24 protein-coding genes are annotated in these 23,974 nt (G+C 60.2%); 13 read left to right on the top strand and 11 right to left on the bottom strand.

The window, feature by feature from the left end; all coding sequences use genetic code 11:
* Window positions 1-4: 4 nt before the first annotated feature.
* The 3 genes from rsfS to AC3IT6_RS25740 form a co-directional block, all read right to left on the bottom strand.
* Window positions 5-499 (bottom strand): ribosome silencing factor, encoded by a 495-nt coding sequence (gene rsfS / locus AC3IT6_RS25730; protein WP_007975896.1) that lies wholly within the window; start codon window positions 497-499, stop codon window positions 5-7.
* Window positions 500-572: 73 nt separating this feature from the next.
* Entirely contained in the window at window positions 573-1,262 is a 690-nt protein-coding gene (gene nadD / locus AC3IT6_RS25735; protein WP_223449077.1) for a nicotinate-nucleotide adenylyltransferase, read from the bottom strand.
* 1 nt (window position 1,263) lies between these two features.
* The gene (locus AC3IT6_RS25740) at window positions 1,264-2,535 is read right to left on the bottom strand and encodes a glutamate-5-semialdehyde dehydrogenase (protein WP_489353538.1); all 1,272 of its coding nucleotides are present in this window, start codon (window positions 2,533-2,535) and stop codon (window positions 1,264-1,266) included.
* Window positions 2,536-2,724: 189 nt separating this feature from the next.
* Between AC3IT6_RS25740 and AC3IT6_RS25745 the strand changes: the two genes are divergently transcribed.
* Window positions 2,725-3,423 (top strand): DNA-3-methyladenine glycosylase, encoded by a 699-nt coding sequence (locus AC3IT6_RS25745; protein WP_489353539.1) that lies wholly within the window; start codon window positions 2,725-2,727, stop codon window positions 3,421-3,423.
* 193 nt (window positions 3,424-3,616) lie between these two features.
* Entirely contained in the window at window positions 3,617-4,933 is a 1,317-nt protein-coding gene (locus AC3IT6_RS25750) for a bifunctional DedA family/phosphatase PAP2 family protein (protein WP_489353540.1), read from the top strand.
* Window positions 4,934-5,127: 194 nt separating this feature from the next.
* Here AC3IT6_RS25750 and AC3IT6_RS25755 read toward each other — a convergent pair whose 3' ends face one another.
* The 4 genes from AC3IT6_RS25755 to AC3IT6_RS25770 form a co-directional block, all read right to left on the bottom strand.
* Window positions 5,128-5,496 carry a hypothetical protein gene (locus tag AC3IT6_RS25755; RefSeq protein ID WP_489353541.1) on the bottom strand — a complete coding sequence of 123 codons (369 nt, stop codon included), beginning with the start codon at window positions 5,494-5,496 and terminating at the stop codon, window positions 5,128-5,130.
* A 222-nt stretch (window positions 5,497-5,718) separates the two neighbouring features.
* On the bottom strand, window positions 5,719-6,309 hold the full coding sequence (locus AC3IT6_RS25760; protein WP_085726023.1) for an LON peptidase substrate-binding domain-containing protein: 591 nt from the start codon (window positions 6,307-6,309) through the stop codon (window positions 5,719-5,721).
* Between the two features lie 10 nt (window positions 6,310-6,319).
* Window positions 6,320-7,036: an LrgB family protein gene (locus AC3IT6_RS25765; RefSeq protein WP_150726951.1), complete on the bottom strand. Its 717-nt coding sequence runs from the start codon at window positions 7,034-7,036 to the stop codon at window positions 6,320-6,322.
* Window positions 7,033-7,395, bottom strand: coding sequence for a CidA/LrgA family protein (locus AC3IT6_RS25770; protein WP_489353542.1), 363 nt, complete (start codon window positions 7,393-7,395; stop codon window positions 7,033-7,035). Before AC3IT6_RS25770 ends, AC3IT6_RS25765 begins: the two co-directional genes overlap by 4 nt.
* Window positions 7,396-7,588: 193 nt before the next feature.
* Between AC3IT6_RS25770 and AC3IT6_RS25775 the strand changes: the two genes are divergently transcribed.
* From AC3IT6_RS25775 to AC3IT6_RS25785, 3 genes are all read left to right on the top strand, one after another.
* On the top strand, window positions 7,589-8,044 hold the full coding sequence (locus tag AC3IT6_RS25775) for a MaoC family dehydratase (RefSeq protein WP_008001099.1): 456 nt from the start codon (window positions 7,589-7,591) through the stop codon (window positions 8,042-8,044).
* Between the two features lie 114 nt (window positions 8,045-8,158).
* A complete protein-coding gene (locus AC3IT6_RS25780; RefSeq protein WP_489353543.1) occupies window positions 8,159-9,877 on the top strand; it encodes a C13 family peptidase in 1,719 nt (572 codons plus the stop codon).
* 27 nt (window positions 9,878-9,904) lie between these two features.
* On the top strand, window positions 9,905-10,546 hold the full coding sequence (locus AC3IT6_RS25785; protein WP_150726948.1) for an oxidoreductase: 642 nt from the start codon (window positions 9,905-9,907) through the stop codon (window positions 10,544-10,546).
* A 132-nt stretch (window positions 10,547-10,678) separates the two neighbouring features.
* Here the strand turns inward: AC3IT6_RS25785 and AC3IT6_RS25790 are convergent, their stop codons facing one another.
* The 4 genes from AC3IT6_RS25790 to AC3IT6_RS25805 all read right to left on the bottom strand — a co-directional run bounded on the left by AC3IT6_RS25790 (window position 10,679) and on the right by AC3IT6_RS25805 (window position 15,049).
* Window positions 10,679-10,963, bottom strand: a complete 285-nt coding sequence (locus AC3IT6_RS25790; RefSeq protein ID WP_150726947.1) for a YceK/YidQ family lipoprotein — start codon at window positions 10,961-10,963, stop codon at window positions 10,679-10,681.
* Window positions 10,956-11,588 (bottom strand): flavin prenyltransferase UbiX, encoded by a 633-nt coding sequence (gene ubiX / locus AC3IT6_RS25795; RefSeq protein ID WP_095941968.1) that lies wholly within the window; start codon window positions 11,586-11,588, stop codon window positions 10,956-10,958. Before ubiX ends, AC3IT6_RS25790 begins: the two co-directional genes overlap by 8 nt.
* Window positions 11,585-12,934: a UDP-N-acetylmuramate:L-alanyl-gamma-D-glutamyl-meso-diaminopimelate ligase gene (gene mpl, locus AC3IT6_RS25800; protein ID WP_489353544.1), complete on the bottom strand. Its 1,350-nt coding sequence runs from the start codon at window positions 12,932-12,934 to the stop codon at window positions 11,585-11,587. The genes ubiX and mpl overlap by 4 nt, the downstream gene beginning before the upstream one ends.
* 201 nt (window positions 12,935-13,135) lie before the next feature.
* Entirely contained in the window at window positions 13,136-15,049 is a 1,914-nt protein-coding gene (locus AC3IT6_RS25805) for a sigma-54-dependent Fis family transcriptional regulator (protein ID WP_223449083.1), read from the bottom strand.
* A 299-nt stretch (window positions 15,050-15,348) separates the two neighbouring features.
* Between AC3IT6_RS25805 and exaC the strand changes: the two genes are divergently transcribed.
* The 8 genes from exaC (at window position 15,349) to ppa (ending at window position 23,921) form a co-directional block, all read left to right on the top strand.
* Window positions 15,349-16,869: an acetaldehyde dehydrogenase ExaC gene (exaC, locus tag AC3IT6_RS25810; protein WP_008052346.1), complete on the top strand. Its 1,521-nt coding sequence runs from the start codon at window positions 15,349-15,351 to the stop codon at window positions 16,867-16,869.
* A gap of 300 nt (window positions 16,870-17,169) precedes the next feature.
* Complete coding sequence (gene eat / locus AC3IT6_RS25815; RefSeq protein WP_150715986.1) at window positions 17,170-18,543, top strand: ethanolamine permease; 1,374 nt, start codon at window positions 17,170-17,172, stop codon at window positions 18,541-18,543.
* Between the two features lie 189 nt (window positions 18,544-18,732).
* Complete coding sequence (locus AC3IT6_RS25820; protein ID WP_409078825.1) at window positions 18,733-20,127, top strand: ethanolamine ammonia-lyase subunit EutB; 1,395 nt, start codon at window positions 18,733-18,735, stop codon at window positions 20,125-20,127.
* An 8-nt stretch (window positions 20,128-20,135) separates the two neighbouring features.
* A complete protein-coding gene (gene eutC, locus AC3IT6_RS25825) occupies window positions 20,136-20,960 on the top strand; it encodes an ethanolamine ammonia-lyase subunit EutC (protein ID WP_489353545.1) in 825 nt (274 codons plus the stop codon).
* Between the two features lie 114 nt (window positions 20,961-21,074).
* Window positions 21,075-21,536, top strand: coding sequence for a GNAT family N-acetyltransferase (locus tag AC3IT6_RS25830; RefSeq protein WP_007990572.1), 462 nt, complete (start codon window positions 21,075-21,077; stop codon window positions 21,534-21,536).
* Between the two features lie 270 nt (window positions 21,537-21,806).
* Entirely contained in the window at window positions 21,807-22,463 is a 657-nt protein-coding gene (locus AC3IT6_RS25835; protein WP_008052342.1) for a DedA family protein, read from the top strand.
* A gap of 4 nt (window positions 22,464-22,467) precedes the next feature.
* Window positions 22,468-23,280: a M90 family metallopeptidase gene (locus AC3IT6_RS25840; protein ID WP_046041660.1), complete on the top strand. Its 813-nt coding sequence runs from the start codon at window positions 22,468-22,470 to the stop codon at window positions 23,278-23,280.
* 113 nt (window positions 23,281-23,393) lie between these two features.
* A complete protein-coding gene (gene ppa / locus AC3IT6_RS25845; RefSeq protein WP_007894323.1) occupies window positions 23,394-23,921 on the top strand; it encodes an inorganic diphosphatase in 528 nt (175 codons plus the stop codon).
* Window positions 23,922-23,974: the final 53 nt, after the last annotated feature.

Genomic DNA, 23,974 nt, shown 5'->3' on the forward strand with positions numbered 1-23,974 from the left:
TCCCTTATTCCTGGTCTTTGTTGAGCTTGTTGAAGTGCTCGTGACCAACTTCAGGGCTGTGGTGCTTGCCATCGGCCGCACGGCTCTGCTCGGCACCTTTCCACAGGCGCTCCAGGTCGTAGAACTGACGGGCGTTGGAGGTCATCATGTGGACGATCACGTCGTCCATGTCCAACAGCACCCAGTCGCTGTCGCCCTTGCCTTCTTCACCCAGCGGCTTGATCCCCAGGGCCTTGACGGCCTCGCGGACCTTGTCCAGCATCGCGCCGATCTGGCGGTTGGAGGTACCGGTGGCGATGATCATGTAGTCAGTGATGCTCTGCTTGTCGCGAACATCAATCACCAGCACGTCCTGGGCCTTGACGTCTTCCAGGGCGGCTACGGCGATCTTGACCAGCTCGTCGCCCTTAGGCGGCTCGGCGGCGAGAACCTTTTCAGGCAGCGGGGCACTCTTGAATGTGCCTTTGCGTTTTACTTTGCTTTCGTTGTTGCTCGTCATATAAAACTCGTTTTGCTCGTTTGTTCGGGCGCTTCAATACACGTTGTTGCCACGTGCCTTGAGGCACTCCTATTCAGTTCGACGCACGGTAGAGCCCGTGCGCATCGATGTAGGCCAGGACCGCGTCGGGCACCAGGAAACGTACCGACTTACCGCTGGCCAGCAGTTGACGGATCTGGGTGGCGGATACCGCGAGCGGTGTCTGCCAGACGAATGCAATCTGTCCGCTCGGCCCTTTGAGAGCCAGCGGGTCGCTCACCGAGCGCGCTGCCAGCAGGTTGCGCAAGGCATCCGGCGGTTCGCTGTCGGCATCCGGGCGTTGCAACACCAGGATATGGCAATGCTGGAGCAACTCTTCCCAGCGGTGCCAAGTGGGCAGGCCGCAAAAAGCGTCCCAGCCCAAAAGCAGAAAAACCTGGTCATCCGCGGCCAGTTCGGCGCGCATCAGTTCCAGGGTATCAATGGTGTAGGACGGTTTGTCCCGCTGCAATTCGCGGGCGTCCACCACCAACGGTGCCACACCGGCCACCGCGCACTCGACCATCGCCAGACGGTCTTTCGCCGACACCTGCGGCTTGCCCCGATGGGGCGGCCTGGCACTGGGCGTCAGGCGCAACTCATCGAGCGCCAGTGTTTCGGCGACTTCCAGCGCACCGCGCAAATGGCCGATGTGCACCGGATCGAACGTTCCGCCCAGCACGCCAATGCGGCGAGGGGCTGGCTCGCTGACTGTGACCGGGGCTGACGGGTCGAAGTCGCCCAAGTCAGACCGGCTCCTGTCCGCGCAGCTGCCCGTCACCGACCACGATGTACTTCTCGCAGGTCAGTCCTTCGAGGCCCACCGGGCCGCGGGCGTGCAGCTTATCAGTAGAAATGCCGATCTCGGCACCCAATCCGTATTCGAAGCCATCGGCGAAGCATGTAGGGGTATTGATCATCACCGACGAGGAGTCGACTTCAGCCACGAAACGCCGGGTGTCGCCCTGGTGTTCGCTGACAATCGAATCAGTGTGATGGGAACCGTAATGATTGATGTGCTCGATGGCCTGGCCCAGCCCGTCGACCACGCGGATCGACAGAATCGCCGCCAGATACTCGGTGTTCCAGTCTTCCTCGGTGGCCGGCACGGCATCGATGATCGCCCGGGTGCGTTCGCAACCACGCAGCTCGACGCCTTTTTCGCGGAACTGGGCCGCCATCGCCGGCAGGAAATCCTTGGCAACGGTTTGATCCACCAGCAGCGTTTCCATGGCACCGCAGATGCCATAACGGTAAGTCTTGGCGTTGAACGCGATGCGCTGGGCCTTGGCCAGGTCGGCGTGCTCACTCACGTACACGTGGCAGATGCCATCCAGGTGCTTGATCACCGGAACGCGGGCATCACGGCTGACGCGCTCGATCAGGCCACGGCCGCCGCGCGGCACGATGACATCGACGTACTCAGGCATGGTGATCAGCGCGCCGACGGCAGCGCGATCAGTGGTTTCGACCACTTGCACCACCGCGGCCGGCAGATCGGCCTCGGCCAGGCCACGCTGAATGCAGGCGGCGATGGCGCGATTGGAATGAATCGCCTCGGAACCGCCACGCAGGATGGTCGCGTTACCGGACTTCAGGCACAAGCTCGCGGCATCGATGGTCACGTTCGGCCGCGACTCATAGATGATTCCGATCACGCCCAACGGCACGCGCATCTTGCCGACCTGAATACCGGACGGACGGAAGCTCATGTCGCGGATCGCGCCGATCGGGTCCGGCAGCGCTGCTACCTGACGCAGGCCGACGATCATGCCATCGATACGCGCCGGGGTCAGCGCCAGGCGTTCGAGCAGGGCCGGCTCAAGACCATTGGCGCGACCGGCGGCCAAATCCTGTTCATTGGCCGCCGTCAACTCGGCGCGGGCAGCGTCCAGCGCATTGGCGGCGGCCTGCAGGGCGCGGTTTTTCTGCGCGGTACTGGCACGGCCGATCACGCGGGAAGCTTCGCGGGCAGCGCGACCCAGGCGGGTCATGTAGTCAAGAACGGACTCAGTCATGGTCTGGAGTGGTCTTTGATTAGGTCTTGGTAAAGAGTAAAGCGACAGATTATAGCTGTCGCGCCCACTGACTAACAGCGGTGACGGGCGGATGGTCGAAATGGAGGGCAATTTGCCGATGTTCAGCCGGGATTAAGCTGCAAATTGTTATCATCACGACTCATTCAGCCCTGACAAATGCCGGTCATCATGTCCAATCTGACTGTTCGAGCGTCCGCTGTGAGCCTGCCCACGGGCCTCCCGGACGCATTTTTCGACCGTGACGCGCAAGTTCTGGCCCGGGATTTACTGGGCAAAGTCATTCGCCATCGAGTGGGTGACCTGTGGCTCAGCGCCCGGATCATCGAAACCGAAGCCTATTACTGCGCAGAAAAAGGCAGCCACGCCTCCCTCGGCTACACAGAAAAGCGTAAGGCTTTATTTCTGGATGGCGGCCACATCTATATGTATTACGCCCGGGGCGGCGATTCGCTGAATTTCAGTGCCCAGGGGCCGGGTAACGCCGTGCTGATCAAATCCGCCTACCCGTGGGTCGATCAATTGAGCGGGCCGGGCAGCCTGGCACAAATGCTGTTGAACAATCCCGATGCCCAGGGCCGCCCTCGCCCGTCACAAAAACTCTGCGCCGGGCAAACCCTGCTGTGCAAGGCACTGGGCCTGAAAGTGCCGGTGTGGGACGCCAAACGCTTCGATCATGAGGTGCTGCTGGTAGAACACGTCAGCCAGACGCCCGCCCACATCATCCAGACCACTCGGCTGGGCATTCCCCACGGGCGCGATGAACACCTGATGTACCGCTTTGTCGATGCTGCCTACGCGGCTTATTGCACGCGCAACCCGTTACGACGGGGGCAGACCGAAGGGCGCGATTATTTTGTGCTGACCTGAAATTGACTCAGACTTGATGCAAACAAAGGTCCCCTGTGGGAGCGGGCTTGCCCGCGAAGGCGGCGTGTCAGGCGACGTCAATATCCACTGAAAGAGCCTATTCGCGGGCAAGCCCGCTCCCACAGGGGTCAGTGGCGTATTCAAAATTGCACTTATCACCGGAAGCAATTGAACATTTGATGGAGTGGTTTTTATGGGCCAATGGCTCGATAGCGTGACCGGCTGGTTGACGGTCAACCCGCAATGGCTGGCGGCGGCGGTTTTCCTCGTGGCCTTTGTCGAATGCCTGGCGATTGCCGGCCTGATCGTGCCCGGCACGGTGCTGCTGTTCGCCGTCGCGGTACTGGCCGGCAGTGGCGCGTTGTCGCTGAGTGAAACGCTATTGCTGGGCTTCCTCGCCGGCGTGCTGGGTGACGTGGTGTCGTACTTCCTCGGACGCCACTTCCATCAGAACATCCGGCGCCTGCCCGGTTTGCGCCATCACCCGGAATGGATTGCCGGGGCCGAGACCTATTTCCAGCGCTATGGCATCGCCAGCCTGCTGGTTGGGCGTTTTATCGGCCCGTTGCGGCCGATGCTGCCCATGGTCGCCGGCATGTGCGACATGCCTTTCCCGCGCTTCTTCGCCGTCAGCCTATTGGCCGGCGCGGGTTGGTCGGTGGCTTATCTGATGCCTGGCTGGGCCACGGGCGCGGCAATCCGCTTGCCGTTGCCCGAAGGCTTCTGGCTCCAGGCTGGGGTTGTTGCTGGCAGCATTGCGGTGATGGTCGGCTTGAGCGCGACCAGCAGCCTGCGCCGGCATCGCCGCGCGACGTTGTTCATTACCGGGATGAGTCTGCTGATTCTGACGGGGCTGTTTATCGGTTACTCGCACCTGTCCGCACTCGATCAAGGGGTGATGACGCTGGTGCAGGAACATCGCCAACCGATGCTGGATGAAGTGGCGGTGGTCTTCACGCTGATCGGCGAATTCCGCAACATGCTGTTTTTCAGCGCACTGCTGACCGGTTTGCTGCTGCTGATGCGGCAATGGCGGCACGCGATTTTCGCGGGCAGCACGTTGCTTTTCACGGCACTGGCCAATACCGCGACCAAGTACTTTTTCGCCCGCGTGCGCCCCGAAGTGTTGAGCGATCCGCTCACCAGCTACAGCATGCCCAGCGGCCATGCTTCAGGGTCTTTCGCGCTGTTCCTCACCCTCGCCGTCCTGGCGGGACGCGGACAACCGCCTCGGATGCGTCTGACCTGGTTATTGGTGGGCTGCCTGCCCGCAATGGCGATTTCGCTTTCGCGGGTTTACCTCGGAGCGCATTGGCCGACAGATGTATTGGCCGGCGCGATGCTGGCGGCATGTGTCTGCGCGGCCAGCCTGTGGCTGATCCAGCGCAAGGAACCGCTCAACGCCTTGCCACCCAAGGCCTGGTGGCTGGTGTTGCCGGCGTTGGTGGCATTGTTCGGCTTCTTCGTGTTGCGGCACTTGCCGCATACGATGCTGCGGTATGCGTACTAGATAAAGCAAAAGATCTCAGCCCTCAGTCGCTTCTACATGAATGGGGTGTTCGCCCTGTAGAAGCTGCCGAAGGCTGCGATCCTTTCAATAATGCCAGGCAAACAACTTCTCGGCGACTCACCCAATCACAGCAGGCCAATCAAGAATCACCTTGAAATCAAGCAACAGCGCACCCTGACAACTTATATTAAACTTTAGCCCCCGAACGGGAAGCTTGGCAAATCTGACTCTTCAACGCCACGATATTTCGCAATGGCTATATCGGCTTGCTTGGAAACTTTCCCAGCGACAACGACATAGTCTTCCAACTTCCAACGAACTTCCGTGGAAAACTTGATCATCGCCTCCCCCACATAATCATCCCAGAGCCGCTGCTCAAATCTATCGCGGCCGCCACTCAAATCCGAACGTCGCACCAGGATCAGCGCATTCGCCGCATTCGCCGCCGAGTCCGCCGCAAACTCAACTTCGGCCCGCGGTGCATTTGCGAAAACATACCGGACCATAATCCGGGAAAAGCACAACCCCCACAACGTACGTTCATCGCCACTTAAATCTTTCATAAAATAATCCCTTATATATGTAACGTCTGCTTCATGCAGGCGAAGCAAATATAACCACTCAAACTTGATCGATCAATACAAACCACTCTCCACACTTATTAGAAATCAATACAAAGACCCGCCAGGCAAACTGACTATAACCCCCTGAACAACCAACCATTAAATTGAAGACCAAACTAAATAACAACACTCAGCCAAACAATCGATGGCTGCCATTATTAATCAGGCAAACAACTCCCCCTGCAACTCATCCAGCAACGCCTGAATCGCATCCAGCCGCTGCTGCGGATCGTCAAGTTGCAGCAGATCGATCTTGTCCAGTTCTGCGAAGGGCAACAGGTACGCCAACTGATTGGCCAGCGACTGCTGGCCGGTCGCTTCGGTGCCCATGTTCAAGGCTTCGACCATCGGGTGTTCCGCCAGGGCCTTGAGCAAGGCCACCAGATCGGCGTCCTCGTCCTGCAGTGGTTGCTCCGGCTCGTCTTCCAGCCACTCGACCTCGGCGATGGTCAACTGATCGCGCTGGACTTCCGTTCGTAATACATGGAAACGCCGTCCGCCCTGAACCCGAATCCCCAGCAGGCCGTTGTCCTGCTGCTTGAAATCGGTGATCAGCGCCTCACACCCGACCAAGGCGTAACCCGCCGGGGCGATACCGACTTCTTCGCCATCGAGGATGCACACCACGCCGAATCCGCCGCCCTGCTTCATGCAGCGGCCGATCATGTCCAGATAGCGCGCTTCGAAGATCTGCAAGTCGAGGATGCAGCCTGGGAACAGCACTGTATTGAGCGGAAAAAGCGGCAGACTCATAGACATTTCCTTAGACCACCATCGACACTGCCAACGGCAGGAAAACCGCCGTGGCCACACCCATCAGGCTCATCGCCAGCGCCGCGAAGGCGCCGCACTCTTCACTTTCCTGCAACGCCACCGACGTGCCGACCGCATGGGCCGTCATGCCCAGTGCCATGCCCCTGGCTTCCGGGCTGTGCACGCCCAACCGGGTCAACAACGCCGGGCCGAAAATCGCTCCGATCACACCGGTAATCAAGACGAACACCGCTGCCAGCGCCGCGACACCACCGATCTGCTCAGCCACCAACATAGCGATAGGCGAGGTCACCGATTTCGGCGCCATGGTCATCAGGATCATGTGCTCGGCACCGAACGACCAGCCCAGCAACACGCCCATCCCCGTGGCCACCACCCCACCTATCACCAGCGTAGTAAATATCGGCCAGAACAACTGCCGAATCCGTCGCAGGTTGAGATAAAGCGGCACCGCCAGCGCGACAGTGGCCGGGCCGAGCAGGATGCTGAGAATCTCGGTGCTCTTGCGGTACTCGGCGTAGGTCAGACCGCAGCCGACCAGCACGCCGATCACCAGCAACATGGAGACAAGTACCGGCTGCAAAAAGATCCATCGGGTTTTCTCGAACGCCGCCAGCACCAGCTGATAGGCACCGAGGGTAATACCAATGCCGAACAATGGATGGTGAATTACTGACGCCCAGGCGCCGTGCCAGTCGAAGATCATTGGCCGTCCTCAGGCTGAGCGTGACGCTTGACCATGCGCTGCATCAGCACCCCGGCGAAGGCCATCGAAAGCAGCAGCGACAGCACCAGCGCACCGACAATGGCCCAGAAATCCGCCGCGATGTCAGCGGCGTAGACCATCACGCCCACGGCCGGCGGCACCAGCAACAGCGGCAGGTAGCGCAACAGGCTGCTGGCCGCCAGGTTCAGTGGCTCGCCGACCTGTCCGCGACAGATGAGGTACGCCAGCAACAGCAGCAACCCCACAATCGGCCCCGGCAGCACCGGCAAGAACAAATGATTGATCGCGGTGCCGAGCAATTGGAACAGCACCAGCCACGTCAGGCCCCGTAACAACATCAAAGTTCTCCCGCAAAATCCGTCACCCGCATTGGCAGGGCATTATAAGCATGCTCGCGCTATAGACCGGCATTCGCCAAAAGCATGGTCAGTTGACCGGAGCGTTTGGCCATGTTGATCTAAAGTGGTAAGCCGGGAGGTTAGATCCCCGCAAGCCAAAACTATAAAACCGATGAACCCAAGGAGAGTCTCAATGCCCTATGTTCCAGTTGCAGAGCTCAAAGATTATGTCGGCAAGGAACTTGGACGTTCCGAATGGCTCACCATCGATCAGGACCGCATCAACCTGTTCGCCGAAGCCACAGGGGATTTTCAGTTCATCCACGTCGACCCGGTCAAGGCTGCGCAAACGCCATTTGGCAGCACCATCGCTCACGGCTTCCTGTCGTTGTCGCTGATCCCGAAACTGATGGAAGACATCCTCGTCATGCCAGAAGGCTTGAAGATGGTAGTCAACTACGGCCTCGACAGCGTGCGCTTCATCCAGCCGGTCAAGGTCAATTCGAGAGTGCGCCTGAAGGTCGATCTGACCGAAGTCATCGAGAAGAAACCCGGCCAATGGCTGCTCAAGGCCACCACCACCCTGGAAATCGAAGGTTCGGACAAACCGGCGTACATCGCCGAACCCCTGTCCCTGTGTTTCGTATAAACCTTGCCGGATGCGAAGCAGCTCATGCTGTTTCGCGCCCTCACGCGGTACCTCACCCTATTTATGGACACATAGCTGCGGCATACTCCCTCGCCTAATTGCCCGGAATCCGCTATGCGCCCACTTGCACTCCTTGCCTTGACCCTGATGCTCACCGCTTGCGGCGATGGCGAATCGCCTTTGCCTCCCGACGCCCGCCTGCCGGACGGCGGACGCTATCGCGGTGACCTGGTCAATGGCTTGCTGCAAGGCAAGGGGCGCATCGACTACCCGAACGGCAGCTGGTACGCAGGCGAATTCGACAAGGGCCAGTGGCAGGGCCAGGGCGAATGGCATGGCAGCAATGGCGAAGTCTATCGCGGTCAGTTCAATCAGGGACTGTTCGACGGTCAGGGGGCACTGACCACCAACGCCAGCAGCTACAGCGGCGGCTTCAAGGCCGGCCGGCGCTACGGCGAAGGCACCCTCAAAGAAAACGGCATGAGCTATCGCGGAGAGTTCAAGGCCGATCAATACGCCGGCCTGGGTCGCCTCGAACTCGAAGACGGCAGCTCCTATCAGGGCCAGTTCGCCCACGGTAAACCCAATGGCGAAGGCCAGCGTGGCGACGGTAACGGCAATCAGTTCACCGGGCACTTCGTCGACGGCCAGCTGGAAGGCAACGGGACTTTCAACAGCGCCGACGGCGACATCTATGTCGGCAGCTTCAAGAACAATCAACTGCACGGCAAGGGCCGCTACGAAAACGCCGACGGCGATGTCTGGCTGGGCCAGTTCAAGGAAGGCTCGCTGAACGGCAAGGGCGAGTTGATCGGCACTGACGGCAGCCACTACATCGGCCAGTTCAATGACTGGCGCTTTTCCGGCCAGGGCCGGCTGAACCTGTCTGACGGCAGTTTTTACACCGGTCAGTTCGACAACGACAGTTACCAAGGGCGCGGCACATTGGTGTTAACCGATGGCACCGTGCTCAGCGGTACCTGGATCAACGGCCAGCGTGTACGCGACGCCGAGGGCAAATTATTGCCCGACACCCTGGAGCTCGGCCTGCTGGCCCAGGGGCGCTTGCTCGACGCAGCGCTGGCCAACGTTCCACCCTCGACCTCGGCGGTGGAGCTGTATTCGTTGACACTGGGTGGCGATGGCAAGCAAAGCGTGTTTCTGCGCGAGTCCGACTACGTCGCCAACATGCTCACCACCCGTTTCGGCACCTTTGGCCAGATCCGCCTGGTGAACCATCGTGACCACCTTGCCGACCGTCCGATGGCTACTCGGGAAAACCTGCGCCGCGCTGCCCTGACGCTGGCCGAACGTAGCGGTCCGGAAGACCTGATTTTCATCTACCTGACCAGCCATGGCACCAGTGAACACGAACTGGTGCTAGACCAGCCGCGCATGGAGCTGGCCGATCTGCCAGCCGACGAATTGGCCGCGGTTCTCGCCCCCTTGAAAAACCGCGACAAGATCATCGTGATTTCGTCCTGCTACTCCGGCGGCTTCATCCCCGCCCTCAAGGATGAACGGACCCTGATCATGACGGCCTCGCGGGCCGACCGAGTATCATTCGGTTGCTCGGAGGAAGCCAACTTCACTTACTTCGGCGATGCCTTGTTCGCCCAGGCCCTGAACCAGACCGATGATCTGGAGCAAGCCTTCAAACTGACCAAGGCCACTGTCGCCGAACGTGAGCTGGCGGACGGTTTCGAAGCGTCCGAACCACAGATCTGGGCACCGAAAACCGTCCTCTCGCATTGGCAACTACTGCGCAAACAGCAGGCACGAAAAGCACTGCAAAGTGCGTCCATTGTAAGCAAGGATGCAAACAGCAACTAAGCTGAACAGTATCAAGGGAGAGACACTATGTACTTGACGCCTCAGCACGTGCTGCTCGCCGGAGCCACCGGTTTGACGGGTGAGCATCTGCTTGATCGCCTGCTAAATGAGCCAACGATTACCCGGGTATTGGCCCCCTCACGCAGGCCATTGGCCGGGCACCCGCACCTTGAAAATCCGGTCGGCGACCCGGCGGAGTTTCTGCCGCAGTTGAACGGGCGGGTCGATATCGCCTATTGCTGCCTCGGCACCACGATCAAGCAGGCCGGCTCGGAACAGGCGTTTCGCGCGGTGGACCTGGACATGGTGGTGGCATTCGCCAAACGTGCCCGGGAAATGGGCGCACGGCATTTGATCGTGATCAGTGCTCTGGGAGCCGATCGCAGATCCTCGATTTTCTACAACCGGGTCAAAGGCGAGATGGAGTACGCATTGCGCGCGCAGGACTGGCCGCAGCTGACTATTTGCCGTCCTTCGCTGTTGCTGGGTGATCGCACCGAACCGCGACTGGGCGAAAAAGTCGCCGGCCCGTTGTCTCGGCTGATCCCTGGCAAATACCATGGTATCGAAGCCTGCCAACTGGCTCGGGCAATGTGGCGTCTGGCGCTGGAAGAGCAGGATGGAGTCAGGATTGTCGAGTCGGATGAGCTGAGGAAGTTGGGCAAGTAATCTTATGGTGCCTGAGAGGGCCTCATCGCGGGCAAGCCCGCTCCCACAGGTTTTTCAGCGATTACAAAATTTGTGTACAACACAAAATCCTGTGGGAGCGAGCTTGCTCGCGATAGAGCGCGAAGCGCTCTCTTACAATCCACCCGTCGCCTGAAAACTCACCCCAATCACCGTCAGCAATGACAGCGGCAACAGCAGCGTGTCGAGCAACGCACTGGCCGGCAGATCAACGCCCGGGTAGCTCGGCGCTTCGGCACCGAAACGGTCCATGGCGCAGCACCCACCGTTCATCGCGTACAAATCCAGGCGAGTCCCCGAGTACACCACAGGCGCACCCGGCTTGGCCGCATCGAGGGTCCGCACCGTGGCGCACCCGGCCAATTGCAGCGCCAGTACCATCACCAGCAACTTATTCATCGCTGGTCAGATGATGCTCGCCCCAGCGCGGCAACATGTCCTGAGGAATATTCAGCAGGTTGAGGATCCGCGCCACGACGAAATCGATCAGGTCGTCGATGGTTTGCGGCTGATGATAGAAGCCCGGAGATGCCGGCAGGATTGTCACGCCCATGTTCGACAACTTGAGCATGTTCTCCAGGTGAATGCTCGAATATGGCGCTTCACGGGGCACCAGGATCAACTGCCGACGCTCTTTCAGCGTCACGTCGGCGGCACGTTCGATCAGGTTGTTGCAGGCGCCGGTAGCAATGGCCGACAACGTGCCCGTGGAACATGGCACCACCACCATCGCCGCCGGGGAGCCGGAGCCCGAAGCCACCGGCGACATCCAGTCTTCCTTGCCATACACCCGAATCTGCCCGGCGGCAGCCCCCGTGTATTCGGTGAGGAACGCCTGCATCATCTGCGGCTTGGCCGGCAGCGTGACGTCGGTTTCGGTGGCCATCACCAACTGCGCAGCCTTGGAAATCAGAAAGTGCACTTCACGATCTTCCCGCACCAGGCAGTCGAGCAGGCGCAAACCGTACTGGGCACCTGAAGCGCCGGTCATCGCCAAGGTGATGCGGTCCGGGCCGTTGTTCATTTGAGCGCCTCGGCCAGTTTGCCGTGCAGGCCGCCGAAGCCGCCGTTGCTCATGATTACTACGTGGGTGCCGGGTTGGGCCTGGCTCTTCACGCGCTCGATGATGCCTTCCAGGGAATCGCTGACAATCGACGGCACGGTGCACAGCGCGGCGGTGCCCGCCAGGTCCCAGCCGAGATTGGCCGGTGCGTACCAGATCACCTGATCGGCATCGACCACGCTTTCCGGCAGTCCGTCACGGTGCGCGCCAAGTTTCATGGAGTTGGAGCGCGGCTCGATGATCGCGATCAACGGTGCATCGCCGATGCGCTTGCGCAGCCCGTCGAGGGTGGTAGCGATGGCAGTCGGGTGGTGAGCGAAGTCGTCATAAATGGTGATGCCACCCACTTCCGCGACTTTTTCCATCCGGCGTTTCACGCTTTTGAAGGCGCTCAACGCGGCGATGCCCATGGACGGCACCACTCCGACGTGGCGTGCGGCAGCCAGCGTCGCCAGGGCGTTGGCGACGTTGTGCTGGCCAGTCATGTCCCACTCGACTACGCCTTGGGCGACGCCTTCGAACATCACTTCGAACTTCGAGCCATCTTCACTGAGCAATTTGACCTGCCACTGACCGCCAGCACCGGTGGTTTGCACCGGCGTCCAGCAACCCATCTCGATAACGCGCAGCAAGGCCGGCTCAGTGGTCGGATGAATCACCAGTCCTTCGCTCGGGATGGTCCGCACCAAGTGATGGAACTGCCGCTCGATGGCCGGCAGGTCCGGGAAGATGTCCGCGTGATCGAATTCGAGGTTGTTCAGGATCGCCGTGCGCGGACGGTAGTGCACGAACTTGGAGCGTTTGTCGAAGAACGCGCTGTCGTATTCGTCGGCTTCAATGACGAAAAACGGCGTATCGCCCAGGCGCGCCGACACCGAGAAGTTTTGCGGCACGCCGCCGATCAGGAAACCCGGAGCCATGCCCGCGTGCTCCAGCACCCAGGCCAGCATGCTGCTGGTGGTGGTCTTGCCGTGCGTACCGGCAACCGCCAGCACCCAGCGACCTTGCAGCACGTGATCGGCCAGCCATTGCGGGCCGGAGACGTAGGGCAGGCCTTTGTTCAGTACATACTCCACAGCCGGGTTGCCCCGGGACATGGCGTTGCCGATCACTACCAGATCAGGGGCCGGATCGAGTTGCGCCGGGTCGTAGCCCTGGGTCAATTCAATGCCCTGGGCTTCCAGCTGAGTGCTCATCGGCGGATAGACGTTGGCATCGGAGCCCGTCACGTGATGGCCCAGCTCCTTGGCCAGAACCGCCATTGACCCCATGAAAGTGCCGCAGATACCAAGAATATGAATGTGCATAGTCGACCTCGTAAAACTTGGTCGCAGGTTAGCTTAGGGAGGGGAAAATCGCACCTTGTGTTTCAGACTTCAGGACGCCTTCGCGAGCAAGTCGGATCGCCGCACCGCCGCTCCCACATTGGTTCTATAGTGAACACAAATTTGTGAACACCTCCGAGCAAATGTGGGAGCGGGCTTGCTCGCGAATGGCCGCGACACGATTTAGCGGGCAATCCCATGTTTACGCAGCTTGCGATAAAGGGTATTTCGACTGACCCCCAACTGCTCCGCCGTATGCGTCATATGCCAGCGCGTCTGCTCCAGCGCCGTGAGTAACGCCAGCCGCTCGGCATCTTCCAGCGGATGCTCCGACGCCTCTTCAATCGTCGACACTAGCGGCCGCGCCTGGCGAATCATCGCCGGCAAATCCTCCAGACCGATCCGCCCGTCCTCACACAGTGCCGCCAACGTACGCAGCACATTTCGCAACTGCCGCACGTTACCCGGCCAAGCGAACCCCAATAAGGCCTCCCGCGCCGCGCCGTCGATCAACACCGTTTCTCCGCCCGCCTCCTCGGCCAGCAAAAAGTCGAGTAACCGGGATTTATCGCTACGCTCGCGCAACGGCGGCAACGCGACTTCCAGGCCATTGAGGCGGTAATACAAATCCTCACGGAAGCTGCCGTCCTGCACACGATCCAGCAAGTTACGGTGGGTGGCACTGATGATCCGCACATTCACCGATTCCGGCTCGCCGCCGATCGGCACCACTTGCCGGTCTTCCAGCACCCTCAGCAAGCGCGTCTGCATGGCCAGTGGCATGTCGCCGATTTCATCGAGGAACAAGGTGCCGCCATCGGCCTGTTGCAACTTGCCGCGCATGCCTTCCTTGCGCGCACCGGTAAAGCTGCCGCCGCGATAACCGAACAGCTCGCTTTCGATCAGGCTTTCGGGAATGGCCGCGCAATTGAGGGCGACGAAGGCTTTTTCTGCCCGCTGGCTGGCGTGGTGCACCGCTTTGGCAAAGGCCTCTTTGCCGGACCCGGTTTCGCCGTTGATCAGCAGCGGCACGTCGCGCTCGTAGACACGCAAGGCCTTGCGAAAGTCCGCCTGCAACGTCGCGTCATCCAGACAAATGCCCGACAGGCGCGGCGCTTGTGCAACCTTGGCCGCTGGCACCATCGGAATCGGCAGCGGCCGCCGTGCCTCACCGCGCAATACCGCGAACAGCTTGCGACCATCACGGGTGCGCAACGGCCAACTGGCGGCGGCATTGGTGCTCGCGCGACCGAGCAACTCATCGAGCGAGCAATCGAAAAACGCCTCCACCGGCTTACCCAGCAAGCCGCCGCGAATATGTCCCAGCAGGTTCAACGCACTCTGGTTGACCGCACAAATGCGCCCTTCCCCGTCGAACGCCAGCAACCCTTCGCTGAACAAACCGACGGACTCGGCCTGCAAGTGAAAACGCAGCAACCATTGGTTGTCGAAGCAGCGCAGGAAGTAGCAGCTCTCGATCATCTTCGCCGACAGATTGACCAGCGCCATGGTGTGGAACTGGCTTTGCCGCGACACATCGCGCCGCGCCGACGACACGTCGAGTACCGCCAGCAATTCGCCATGTGGATCGAAGACCGGGCTCGCCGAGCAGGTCAGGCCGGTGTGGCGGCCGCGAAAGTGTTCGTCCTGATGGATGGTCAGCGACTGACGCTCCACCAAACAGGTGCCGATGCCATTGGTGCCTTCGCAGGCCTCGCTCCAGTCGGCCCCAAGCCAGAGGCCGGCACGCTCGAAAATCTGTCGTTCGGCGGGCGCGGTGACGCAGTTGAGGATCACGCCGCGGGCGTCGGTCAGCAGCACTGCATGGCCGGCACCGGAGAGTTGCTGGTGCAGGCTGGTCATTTCATTGCCAGCGATGTGCAGAACCTGCTGCAAGCGTTCGCGGCTTTCCAGGACACGGCCATGTTCCAGCACCGTCGGCGCGATGCTCAGGGCCGGATCGAGGTGATAGTCCTCAAGGCAGCGCAGCCAGGAACGGGCGATGGACGGATCGCTGCCAGGACCGTGCAGGTGGGTCTTGCCCTGGGTCACCGTCAATACTTGCTGGGCATGGCGACTTAAATGGTTGTCGTGCATTTCTTATTATTCTCCCCGGGGCTCGGCGTCCCGTGCATGAGGTGATGCCGAGCATCCTCCAGCCCGGCCCGCATTGCAATGCCTGCAAGACCGGTTGGTCACAAGCTGTGCCACAAACGGTACAAAGTGTCACCAGGGCTGTACCGAAAGCGTCACAGGCGCTGCCCGCCCGTCCGACAAAAACCTCGCAAGGCCTTGATTTACCTGACATGCAAGGCACTGGCCCGGCCCTTGCTCTACGCTTAAAGCAAGCGCACATGCGCGACTCCCTATAAGCACAAAAGCAAGGAGAGACCACCATGCGTTACGCTCACCCCGGTACTGAAGGCGCTATCGTTTCGTTCAAAGCCAAATACGGTAACTACATCGGCGGCGAGTTCGTCGCGCCTGTCAAAGGTCAGTACTTCACCAATACCTCGCCAGTGAATGGCCAACCAATTGCCGAATTCCCCCGTTCCACGGCCGAAGACATCGACAAGGCCCTGGACGCTGCCCACGCCGCTGCCGATGCCTGGGGCGCCACGTCCGCCCAGGCGCGCTCGCTGGTGCTGCTGAAAATCGCCGACCGCATCGAACAGAACCTGGAACTGCTGGCGATCACCGAGTCCTGGGACAACGGCAAAGCCGTGCGTGAAACCCTCAACGCCGACATCCCGCTGGCCGCCGACCACTTCCGCTACTTCGCCGGTTGCATCCGTGCCCAGGAAGGCAGCGCTGCCGAAATCGACGGCAACACCGTGGCCTATCACATCCATGAGCCGCTGGGCGTGGTCGGGCAGATCATTCCGTGGAACTTCCCGATCCTGATGGCCGCCTGGAAACTCGCCCCGGCTCTCGCCGCTGGCAACTGCGTGGTGCTCAAGCCTGCCGAGCAAACCCCGCTGGGCATTACCGTGCTGGTCGAACTGATCGGCGACCTGCTGCCACCGGGCGTGCTGAACATCGTGCAGGGTTTCGGTCGCGAAGCCGGCGAAGCGCTGGCCACCAGCAAACGCATCGCCAAAATTGCCTTCACCGGCTCGACCCCGGTCGGCTCGCACATCATGAAATGCGCGGCGGAAAACATCATTCCGTCCACTGTTGAACTGGGCGGCAAGTCGCCGAACATTTTCTTTGAAGACATCATGAAGGCCGAACCGTCCTTCATCGAGAAGGCCGCCGAAGGCCTGGTGCTGGCGTTCTTCAACCAGGGCGAAGTCTGCACCTGCCCTTCCCGGGCGCTGGTGCAAGAGTCGATCTACGACGAATTCATGCAAGTGGTGATGAAGAAGGTCCTGCAAATCAAACGTGGCGACCCGCTGGACACCGACACCATGGTCGGCGCCCAGGCGTCCGAGCAGCAATTCGACAAGATCCTTTCGTACCTGGAAATCGCCAAGGGCGAAGGTGCCGAACTGCTGACCGGCGGCAAGGTGGAAAAACTCGAGGGCAACCTGGCGAGCGGGTATTACATCCAGCCGACCCTGCTCAAGGGCACCAACAAAATGCGCGTGTTCCAGGAAGAAATCTTTGGCCCGGTGGTGAGCATCACCACCTTCAAGGATGAAGCCGAAGCCCTGGCCATCGCCAACGACACCGAGTTCGGCCTGGGTGCCGGCCTCTGGACCCGCGACATCAACCGCGCCTACCGCATGGGCCGCGCCATCAAGGCCGGTCGTGTGTGGACCAACTGCTACCACCTGTACCCGGCGCACGCCGCGTTCGGCGGTTACAAGAAGTCCGGCGTCGGCCGTGAAACCCACAAGATGATGCTCGACCACTATCAGCAGACCAAAAACCTGCTGGTGAGCTACGACATCAATCCGCTGGGCTTCTTCTAAAAACCGGGGGCGACACAGGTGTTTCTGTGTCGCCCTTTCTACCGCCTTCGTCGGAACGCCGCCCGGAGCAAGCCCGCTCCCACAGGGGATTTGTGTAAACCCGCATCAAGTAACTGACACAAGTCCAATGTGGGAGCGGGCTTGCTCCGGGCGGCGTTCCGACGAAGGCGTCTTAAATGACACAACCCAAAAGGCTGGCCGCTCTGGCACGGGCCTTGCCTACCCATCATTCAGGAATTGCACCCAACCCGTCGTACCCGAAAGTCCAAAAGATCGAACAATAAAAACTAGAGAGGACTTATGACTATTTCTTCCACACAGCTCAAACCCACACTCGGCACCCTGCATTTATGGGGCATTGCCGTCGGCCTGGTGATTTCCGGCGAGTACTTCGGCTGGAGTTACGGCTGGGGCACCGCAGGCACGCTGGGTTTTCTCGTCACCGCGTTGATGGTGGCGACGATGTACACCTGCTTCATCTTCAGCTTCACCGAACTGACAACGGCAATTCCCCACGCTGGCGGGCCGTTTGCCTACAGCCGCCGGGCCTTTGGTGAGAAAGGCGGGTTGATCGCCGGCATCGCCACCCTGATCGAATTCGTCTTTGCGCCACCGGCCATCGCCATGGCCATCGGCGCCTACCTCAACGTGCAATACCCGGAACTGGACCCGAAGATCGCCGCCGTTGGCGCCTATTTCGTGTTCATGGGCCTGAACATCCTTGGCGTCAGCATCGCGGCCACCTTCGAGTTGGTGGTCACCGTGCTGGCAGTCGCTGAATTGCTGGTGTTCATGGGCGTGGTCGCCCCGGGCTTCAGCTTCAGTAACTTCGTGCTCAATGGCTGGTCAGGTTCGAACGAGTTCACGATGGGCTCGATTCCCGGGATTTTTGCAGCGATCCCCTTTGCGATCTGGTTCTTCCTCGCCATCGAAGGCGCGGCCATGGCCGCCGAGGAAGCCAAGGATCCGAAACGCACGATCCCCAGAGCCTATGTCAGCGGCATTCTGACCCTGGTGTTCCTGGCCATCGGCGTGATGGTGATGGCCGGCGGCGTCGGCGACTGGCGTCAACTGTCGAACATCAACGATCCGCTGCCCCAGGCGATGAAAGCCGTGGTCGGCGATAATTCGACCTGGATGCACATGCTGGTATGGATCGGTCTGTTTGGTCTGGTGGCAAGTTTCCACGGGATCATTCTTGGCTATTCCCGGCAGTTCTTCGCCCTGGCTCGCGCCGGTTACCTACCCAAGGGGCTGGCCAAACTCTCGCGCTTCCAGACGCCACATCGGGCGATTCTGGCCGGCGGTGTGATCGGTATCGCGGCGATCTACAGCGACGGCCTGATCAACCTGCAAGGCATGACCCTGACGGCGGCGATGATCACCATGTCGGTATTCGGTGCCATCGTGATGTACATCATCAGTATGCTGAGCCTGTTCAAACTGCGTAAGACCGAACCGAACCTGGAGCGCACCTTCCGCGCGCCGGGCTATCCGATCGTACCGGGGATCGCGCTGTTCCTGGCGGTGGTGTGCCTGGTGGCGATGGCCTGGTTCAACACCGTGATCGGCCTGGTTTTCCTCGGCTTCATGGTTGCCGGTTACCTGTACTTCCAGTTGACCGCCAAGCAACGTTCCGAGGCACCGGCAGACGCTATGCTCGAAGGTATCTAAATGCACCGGCACCGGGCCCCCTGCCCGGCGCCTGCATTATTGAAGTGCATGCAATTCCCCTGTGGGAGCGGGCTTGCTCGCGAAGGCGTCGTATCAGTCGACACTTTTTTGAATGACAGCGTGCATTCGCGAGCAAGCCCGCTCCCACAGGAAAAGCAGATTGCAGTAATTATTAGAGGACTCCGCCCCATGGCCGTATATGCCCATTCCGTCGGCGCCCAGACCTATCGCTTCGACAGCCTCAAGGATGTGATGGCCAAGGCCAGCCCCGCGCGCTCCGGGGATTTTCTGGCCGGCGTTGCGGCCCTCAATGACGGCGAACGCGTCGCAGCCCAGATGACTTTGGCCGACATTCCGCTATCCCACTTCCTGCAAGAAGTGTTGATTCCCTATGAGTCCGATGAAGTCACCCGACTGATCATCGACACCCACGACAAACAAGCCTTCGCGGTTGTCAGCCACCTCACTGTCGGCGGCTTTCGCGACTGGCTGCTCAGCGATGCCGCCGACGAGCAGGTCCTGCGCGCCCTCGCCCCCGGTCTGACTCCGGAAATGGCCGCCGCCGTGTCGAAGATCATGCGCGTGCAGGATCTGGTGCTGGTGGCGCAGAAGATCCGCGTGGTCACGCAGTTTCGCGGTACCCTGGGCCTGCGCGGTCGACTGTCCACGCGCCTGCAACCGAATCACCCCACCGACGAACCGGCCGGCATCGCCGCGAGCATTCTCGACGGCCTGTTGCACGGCAACGGCGATGCCATGATCGGCATCAACCCGGCCACCGACAGCATCGCCTCGATCTGCGCGATGCTGGAGATGCTCGACGCAATCATCCAGCGCTACGAAATCCCGACCCAGGCTTGCGTGCTGACCCATGTCACGACGTCGATCGAAGCGATCAATCGCGGCGTGCCGTTGGACCTGGTGTTCCAGTCTATCGCCGGCACCGAAGCAGCCAACGCCAGTTTCGGTATCAACCTCAATATATTGCAGGAAGGTTACGACGCAGGATTGAGCCTCAATCGCGGCACGCTGGGCCAGAACCTGATGTACTTCGAAACCGGCCAGGGCAGTGCCCTGTCGGCCAACGCCCATCACGGCGTCGATCAGCAAACCTGCGAAACCCGGGCCTACGCCGTGGCGCGGCATTTCAAACCGTTTCTGGTCAACACCGTCGTCGGCTTCATCGGCCCGGAATACCTGTACAACGGCAAACAGATCATCCGCGCCGGCCTGGAAGACCACTTCTGCGGCAAATTGCTCGGTGTGCCCATGGGTTGCGACATCTGCTACACCAACCACGCCGAAGCCGACCAGGATGACATGGACACCCTGCTGACCCTGCTGGGCGTCGCCGGGATCAACTTCATCATGGGCATCCCCGGCTCCGACGACATCATGCTCAACTACCAGACCACCTCGTTCCACGATGCGCTCTACGCCCGGCAGACCCTGGGGTTGAAGCCCGCGCCGGAGTTCGAGCAGTGGCTGGCGAAAATGGGCATCTTCACTCAAGCCGATGGCAGGGTTCTCTTCGGCGACAGCCTGCCGCCAGCCTTCCGGCAGGCCTTGGCGCAACTGGGATGAACATTGACATGGATAAACTACCCTTCGATCCACACAACCCTTGGCTGGAACTGCGGCGCCTGACGCCGGCGCGAATCGCTCTGGGCCGCACCGGCGCCAGCATTCCCACCCGCGCACAACTGGACTTCCAATACGCCCACGCTCAGGCGCGGGATGCGGTGCACTTGCCGTTTGAGCATGCCTCCCTCAGCGCGCAATTGGCCGAACGTGATCGCCAGTGTCTTTTGCTGCACAGCGCGGCGACGGATCGCAACACGTACCTGCAACGCCCCGACCTGGGGCGAAAACTCAGTGATGCCTCGGCGCAGACCCTGCGTGATTACGCGACGGCCCATCCGGGTGGCGTGGATCTGGTGATCGTGGTCGCCGACGGCCTGTCGGCACTGGCCGTTCATCGCCATACCCTGCCGTTTCTGACACGCCTCGAAGAGCAAATGGCCGGCGACAGCTGGACTGTTGCGCCAGTCGTACTCGTGGAACAGGGCCGGGTGGCCGTCGCCGATGAGATCGGTGAGTTGCTTGGCGCAAAAATGACCGTGATCCTCATCGGCGAACGCCCTGGCCTCAGCTCTCCAGACAGCCTGGGATTATATTTCACCTACAATCCCAAGGTCGGCCTTACCGATGCCTACCGTAATTGCATCTCCAATGTCCGGCTCGAAGGCCTGAGCTACGGCATGGCGGCACACCGTTTGCTGTATTTGATGCGCGAAGCCTGCCGGCGGCAGTTGTCAGGGGTCAATCTGAAGGACGAAGCGCAGGTTCAGACACTGGAGTCGGACACGGGAGGCGACATGAAAGGAAATTTCCTGCTTGGCCCGCCGAATGCCTGAACCGCTTGCGCATTGCACATTCGTACCAGTTTGAGGCAGGATCGTGGCGCGGCCGCCAAGGGTTTCCCATCGCCGTCAGAGACGTAAGACAGCCACTTGAAGACGAGACCTACCATGCGGATTATTCAAGCGACCCTCGAACACCTGGACCTATTGACCCCGTTGTTCGTCAAATATCGCGAGTTTTATGGTTCCCTGCCGTATCCGGACTCGTCCCGGGCGTTCCTCGAAAAACGCCTGCGTCGCAAGGAATCGGTGATCTACCTGGCGCTGTCCGATGACGACAGCAACAAACTGATGGGCTTCTGCCAGCTGTACCCGAGCTTCTCCTCGCTTTCGCTCAAACGTGTGTGGATCCTCAACGATATTTATGTCGCCGAGGACGCCCGCCGCCAGTTGGTGGCCGACAACCTGATCCGCACCGCAAAAAAAATGGCCAAGGAAACCAATGCCGTGCGCATGCGTGTTTCCACCAGCAGCAACAACGAAGTCGCGCAGAAAACCTACGAGTCCATCGGATTCAAGGAAGACACCGAATTCAAGAACTATGTGCTGCCGATCAGCGACGAACTCTGAATCACCTGCACCCTGCTCGCGATGGCATCGATCGGATTACACTTGTCCAACGAGGCGACGGCATCGCGAGCAGGCTCGTTCCCACCTGTTCGTTATCAAACATCAGCCCTGTGATGACATTCCCCGCTACAATCTCGACGCGATTTTCACCACTCACCTCGTATAATCCCGATATTCTCGGCTTGTAAGAAAAACTACCCATATCCGTAGTCTTACGCGAAGTCATCCGCACAGGCCTGCTGAGTCGGGCCGTCACCACAGGTGCTATCCATGGATTTCAACCCGATCGACATTGTCCTGCATCTCGACGTCTACCTCGACATGCTTGTAACCAACTACGGGGCATGGATCTACGCCATTCTGTTCATGGTGATCTTCTGTGAAACCGGCCTTGTGGTCATGCCCTTCCTGCCGGGCGACTCCCTGCTGTTCATCGCCGGCGCCGTGGCGGCCGGTGGCGGCATGGACCCGGTACTGCTCGGCGGCCTGCTGATGCTGGCGGCGATCCTGGGCGACAGCACCAACTACATCATCGGACGAACGGCGGGTGAAAAACTGTTCAGCAATCCGGACTCGAAGATCTTCCGTCGCGACTACCTGCAACAAACCCACGACTTCTACGACAAGCACGGCGGCAAAACCGTGACCCTGGCGCGCTTCCTGCCGATCATCCGTACTTTTGCACCGTTCGTCGCCGGCGTGGGGAAAATGCCCTATCCGCGTTTCTTTGCCTTCAGCGTGCTGGGCACCATCCTGTGGGTCGGTGGCCTGGTAACGCTCGGTTACTTCTTCGGCAACGTACCGTTCATCAAGAAGAACCTGTCGCTGCTGGTAGTCGGCATCATCCTGATCTCACTGGTGCCAATGATCATTGGCATGGTGCGTAACCGCCTTGCCGGTTCGAACTCCAAAGCCGAATCGCGCTGACACGATGTGGTCCCTGAGCGCTTGGCGTCGCCGGCGCACCCTGGCAAAGCACCCGATTGCCGATGACATGTGGCAACGGGTGCGCCATCACCTGAGTTTTCTCGATGGCATCAGCGCCGCCGAAGACCAATGGCTGCGCGAAGCCTGCGTATTGTTCCTCGAAGACAAGCACCTGAGCGCCCTGCCCGGTGTCGAACTGCATCAGGAACAACGTTTGCTGCTCGCCGCCCAGGCGCAATTGCCGCTGCTGCACCTCGGCGACCTGAACTGGTATCAGGGCTTCCACGAAATCATCCTCTACCCCGACGACTTCCTCAGCCCCCAGCGCCATCGCGATGCCAGCGGCGTCGAGCACGAATGGGACGGTGAGCACAGCGGTGAAGCCTGGCAGCAAGGCCCGATCATCCTCGCCTGGCCCGGCGTAATGGCCAGTGGTGGCTGGGAAGGCTACAACCTGGTGATCCACGAACTGGCGCACAAGCTCGACATGCTCAACGGTGTCGCTAACGGCCTGCCGCCATTGCATCCCGACATGCGCGTCAGCGACTGGGCCAGCGTCATGCAAGAGGCCTACGACGACCTCGACCGGCAACTGGAACGCAATCCCGATGCCGAAACTGCCATCGACCCGTATGCCGCAGAAAACCCTGCCGAGTTCTTCGCCGTCACCAGCGAATACTTCTTCAGCGCCCCGGATTTGCTGCACGAGGCCTATCCACAGGTGTACCAGCAGTTGAAGTTGTTCTATCGCCAGGACCCGCTGGCGAGGTTGAAGCAACTTCAGGCGCATGATCCTGTCTATCAGGCACACCAGTGAGCGCCATACGACTTCTGGTCCATGGCGTCGATACAGGAATATGCCTATAATCGCCGCCACTTTTTGGTCAATCCGGCCAAGTGTTTTTGGTCAACTAACGGGGGCAACGCCCAATGAGCTACAGCAAGATTCCGGCTGGCAAAGACCTGCCGAACGACATCTACGTCGCGATCGAGATTCCGGCCAACCACGCGCCGATCAAATACGAAATCGACAAAGACAGCGATTGCCTGTTCGTTGACCGTTTCATGGCCACCCCAATGTTCTACCCGGCCAACTACGGTTACATCCCGAACACCCTGGCTGACGACGGTGATCCCCTCGACGTGCTGGTCGTAACCCCTTACCCGGTTGCTCCAGGTTCGGTAATCCGCGCCCGTCCGGTCGGCATCCTGAACATGACCGACGACGGCGGCGGCGATGCCAAAGTCATCGCAGTCCCACACGACAAGCTGTCCCAGCTGTACGTCGACGTGAAGGAATACACCGACCTGCCAGCGCTGCTGATCCAGCAGATCGAGCACTTCTTCGCGAACTACAAGGATCTCGAAAAAGGCAAATGGGTGAAGATCGAAGGCTGGGCCGGCGCAGACGCCGCCCGCGACGCGATCACCAAGTCGGTTGCTGCCTACAAAGGTTAAGAGCAGCCGCGAGCTTCAAGCGACAAGCTTCAAGAAAAACCCCGGTTGATCCG

The sequence above is a fragment of the Pseudomonas sp. KH_017 genome (assembly GCF_057840285.1).

What these genes read in the sequence shown, in the direction of transcription:
- AC3IT6_RS25750 (WP_489353540.1), top strand. Translation starts at nt 3,617, where the DNA reads ATGGGCCAATGGCTCGATAGCGTGACCGGCTGGTTGACGGTCAACCCG.
- AC3IT6_RS25835 (WP_008052342.1), top strand. Translation starts at nt 21,807, where the DNA reads ATGGATTTCAACCCGATCGACATTGTCCTGCATCTCGACGTCTACCTC.
- ppa (WP_007894323.1), top strand. Translation starts at nt 23,394, where the DNA reads ATGAGCTACAGCAAGATTCCGGCTGGCAAAGACCTGCCGAACGACATC.
- eat (WP_150715986.1), top strand. Translation starts at nt 17,170, where the DNA reads ATGACTATTTCTTCCACACAGCTCAAACCCACACTCGGCACCCTGCAT.
- rsfS (WP_007975896.1), bottom strand. Translation starts at nt 499, where the DNA reads ATGACGAGCAACAACGAAAGCAAAGTAAAACGCAAAGGCACATTCAAG.
- AC3IT6_RS25780 (WP_489353543.1), top strand. Translation starts at nt 8,159, where the DNA reads ATGCGCCCACTTGCACTCCTTGCCTTGACCCTGATGCTCACCGCTTGC.
- AC3IT6_RS25770 (WP_489353542.1), bottom strand. Translation starts at nt 7,395, where the DNA reads ATGTTGTTACGGGGCCTGACGTGGCTGGTGCTGTTCCAATTGCTCGGC.
- AC3IT6_RS25775 (WP_008001099.1), top strand. Translation starts at nt 7,589, where the DNA reads ATGCCCTATGTTCCAGTTGCAGAGCTCAAAGATTATGTCGGCAAGGAA.
- AC3IT6_RS25765 (WP_150726951.1), bottom strand. Translation starts at nt 7,036, where the DNA reads ATGATCTTCGACTGGCACGGCGCCTGGGCGTCAGTAATTCACCATCCA.
- AC3IT6_RS25745 (WP_489353539.1), top strand. Translation starts at nt 2,725, where the DNA reads ATGTCCAATCTGACTGTTCGAGCGTCCGCTGTGAGCCTGCCCACGGGC.
- exaC (WP_008052346.1), top strand. Translation starts at nt 15,349, where the DNA reads ATGCGTTACGCTCACCCCGGTACTGAAGGCGCTATCGTTTCGTTCAAA.
- AC3IT6_RS25760 (WP_085726023.1), bottom strand. Translation starts at nt 6,309, where the DNA reads ATGAGTCTGCCGCTTTTTCCGCTCAATACAGTGCTGTTCCCAGGCTGC.
- ubiX (WP_095941968.1), bottom strand. Translation starts at nt 11,588, where the DNA reads ATGAACAACGGCCCGGACCGCATCACCTTGGCGATGACCGGCGCTTCA.
- AC3IT6_RS25785 (WP_150726948.1), top strand. Translation starts at nt 9,905, where the DNA reads ATGTACTTGACGCCTCAGCACGTGCTGCTCGCCGGAGCCACCGGTTTG.
- mpl (WP_489353544.1), bottom strand. Translation starts at nt 12,934, where the DNA reads ATGCACATTCATATTCTTGGTATCTGCGGCACTTTCATGGGGTCAATG.
- AC3IT6_RS25740 (WP_489353538.1), bottom strand. Translation starts at nt 2,535, where the DNA reads ATGACTGAGTCCGTTCTTGACTACATGACCCGCCTGGGTCGCGCTGCC.
- AC3IT6_RS25830 (WP_007990572.1), top strand. Translation starts at nt 21,075, where the DNA reads ATGCGGATTATTCAAGCGACCCTCGAACACCTGGACCTATTGACCCCG.
- AC3IT6_RS25755 (WP_489353541.1), bottom strand. Translation starts at nt 5,496, where the DNA reads ATGAAAGATTTAAGTGGCGATGAACGTACGTTGTGGGGGTTGTGCTTT.
- AC3IT6_RS25790 (WP_150726947.1), bottom strand. Translation starts at nt 10,963, where the DNA reads ATGAATAAGTTGCTGGTGATGGTACTGGCGCTGCAATTGGCCGGGTGC.
- AC3IT6_RS25820 (WP_409078825.1), top strand. Translation starts at nt 18,733, where the DNA reads ATGGCCGTATATGCCCATTCCGTCGGCGCCCAGACCTATCGCTTCGAC.
- AC3IT6_RS25840 (WP_046041660.1), top strand. Translation starts at nt 22,468, where the DNA reads ATGTGGTCCCTGAGCGCTTGGCGTCGCCGGCGCACCCTGGCAAAGCAC.
- eutC (WP_489353545.1), top strand. Translation starts at nt 20,136, where the DNA reads ATGGATAAACTACCCTTCGATCCACACAACCCTTGGCTGGAACTGCGG.
- AC3IT6_RS25805 (WP_223449083.1), bottom strand. Translation starts at nt 15,049, where the DNA reads ATGCACGACAACCATTTAAGTCGCCATGCCCAGCAAGTATTGACGGTG.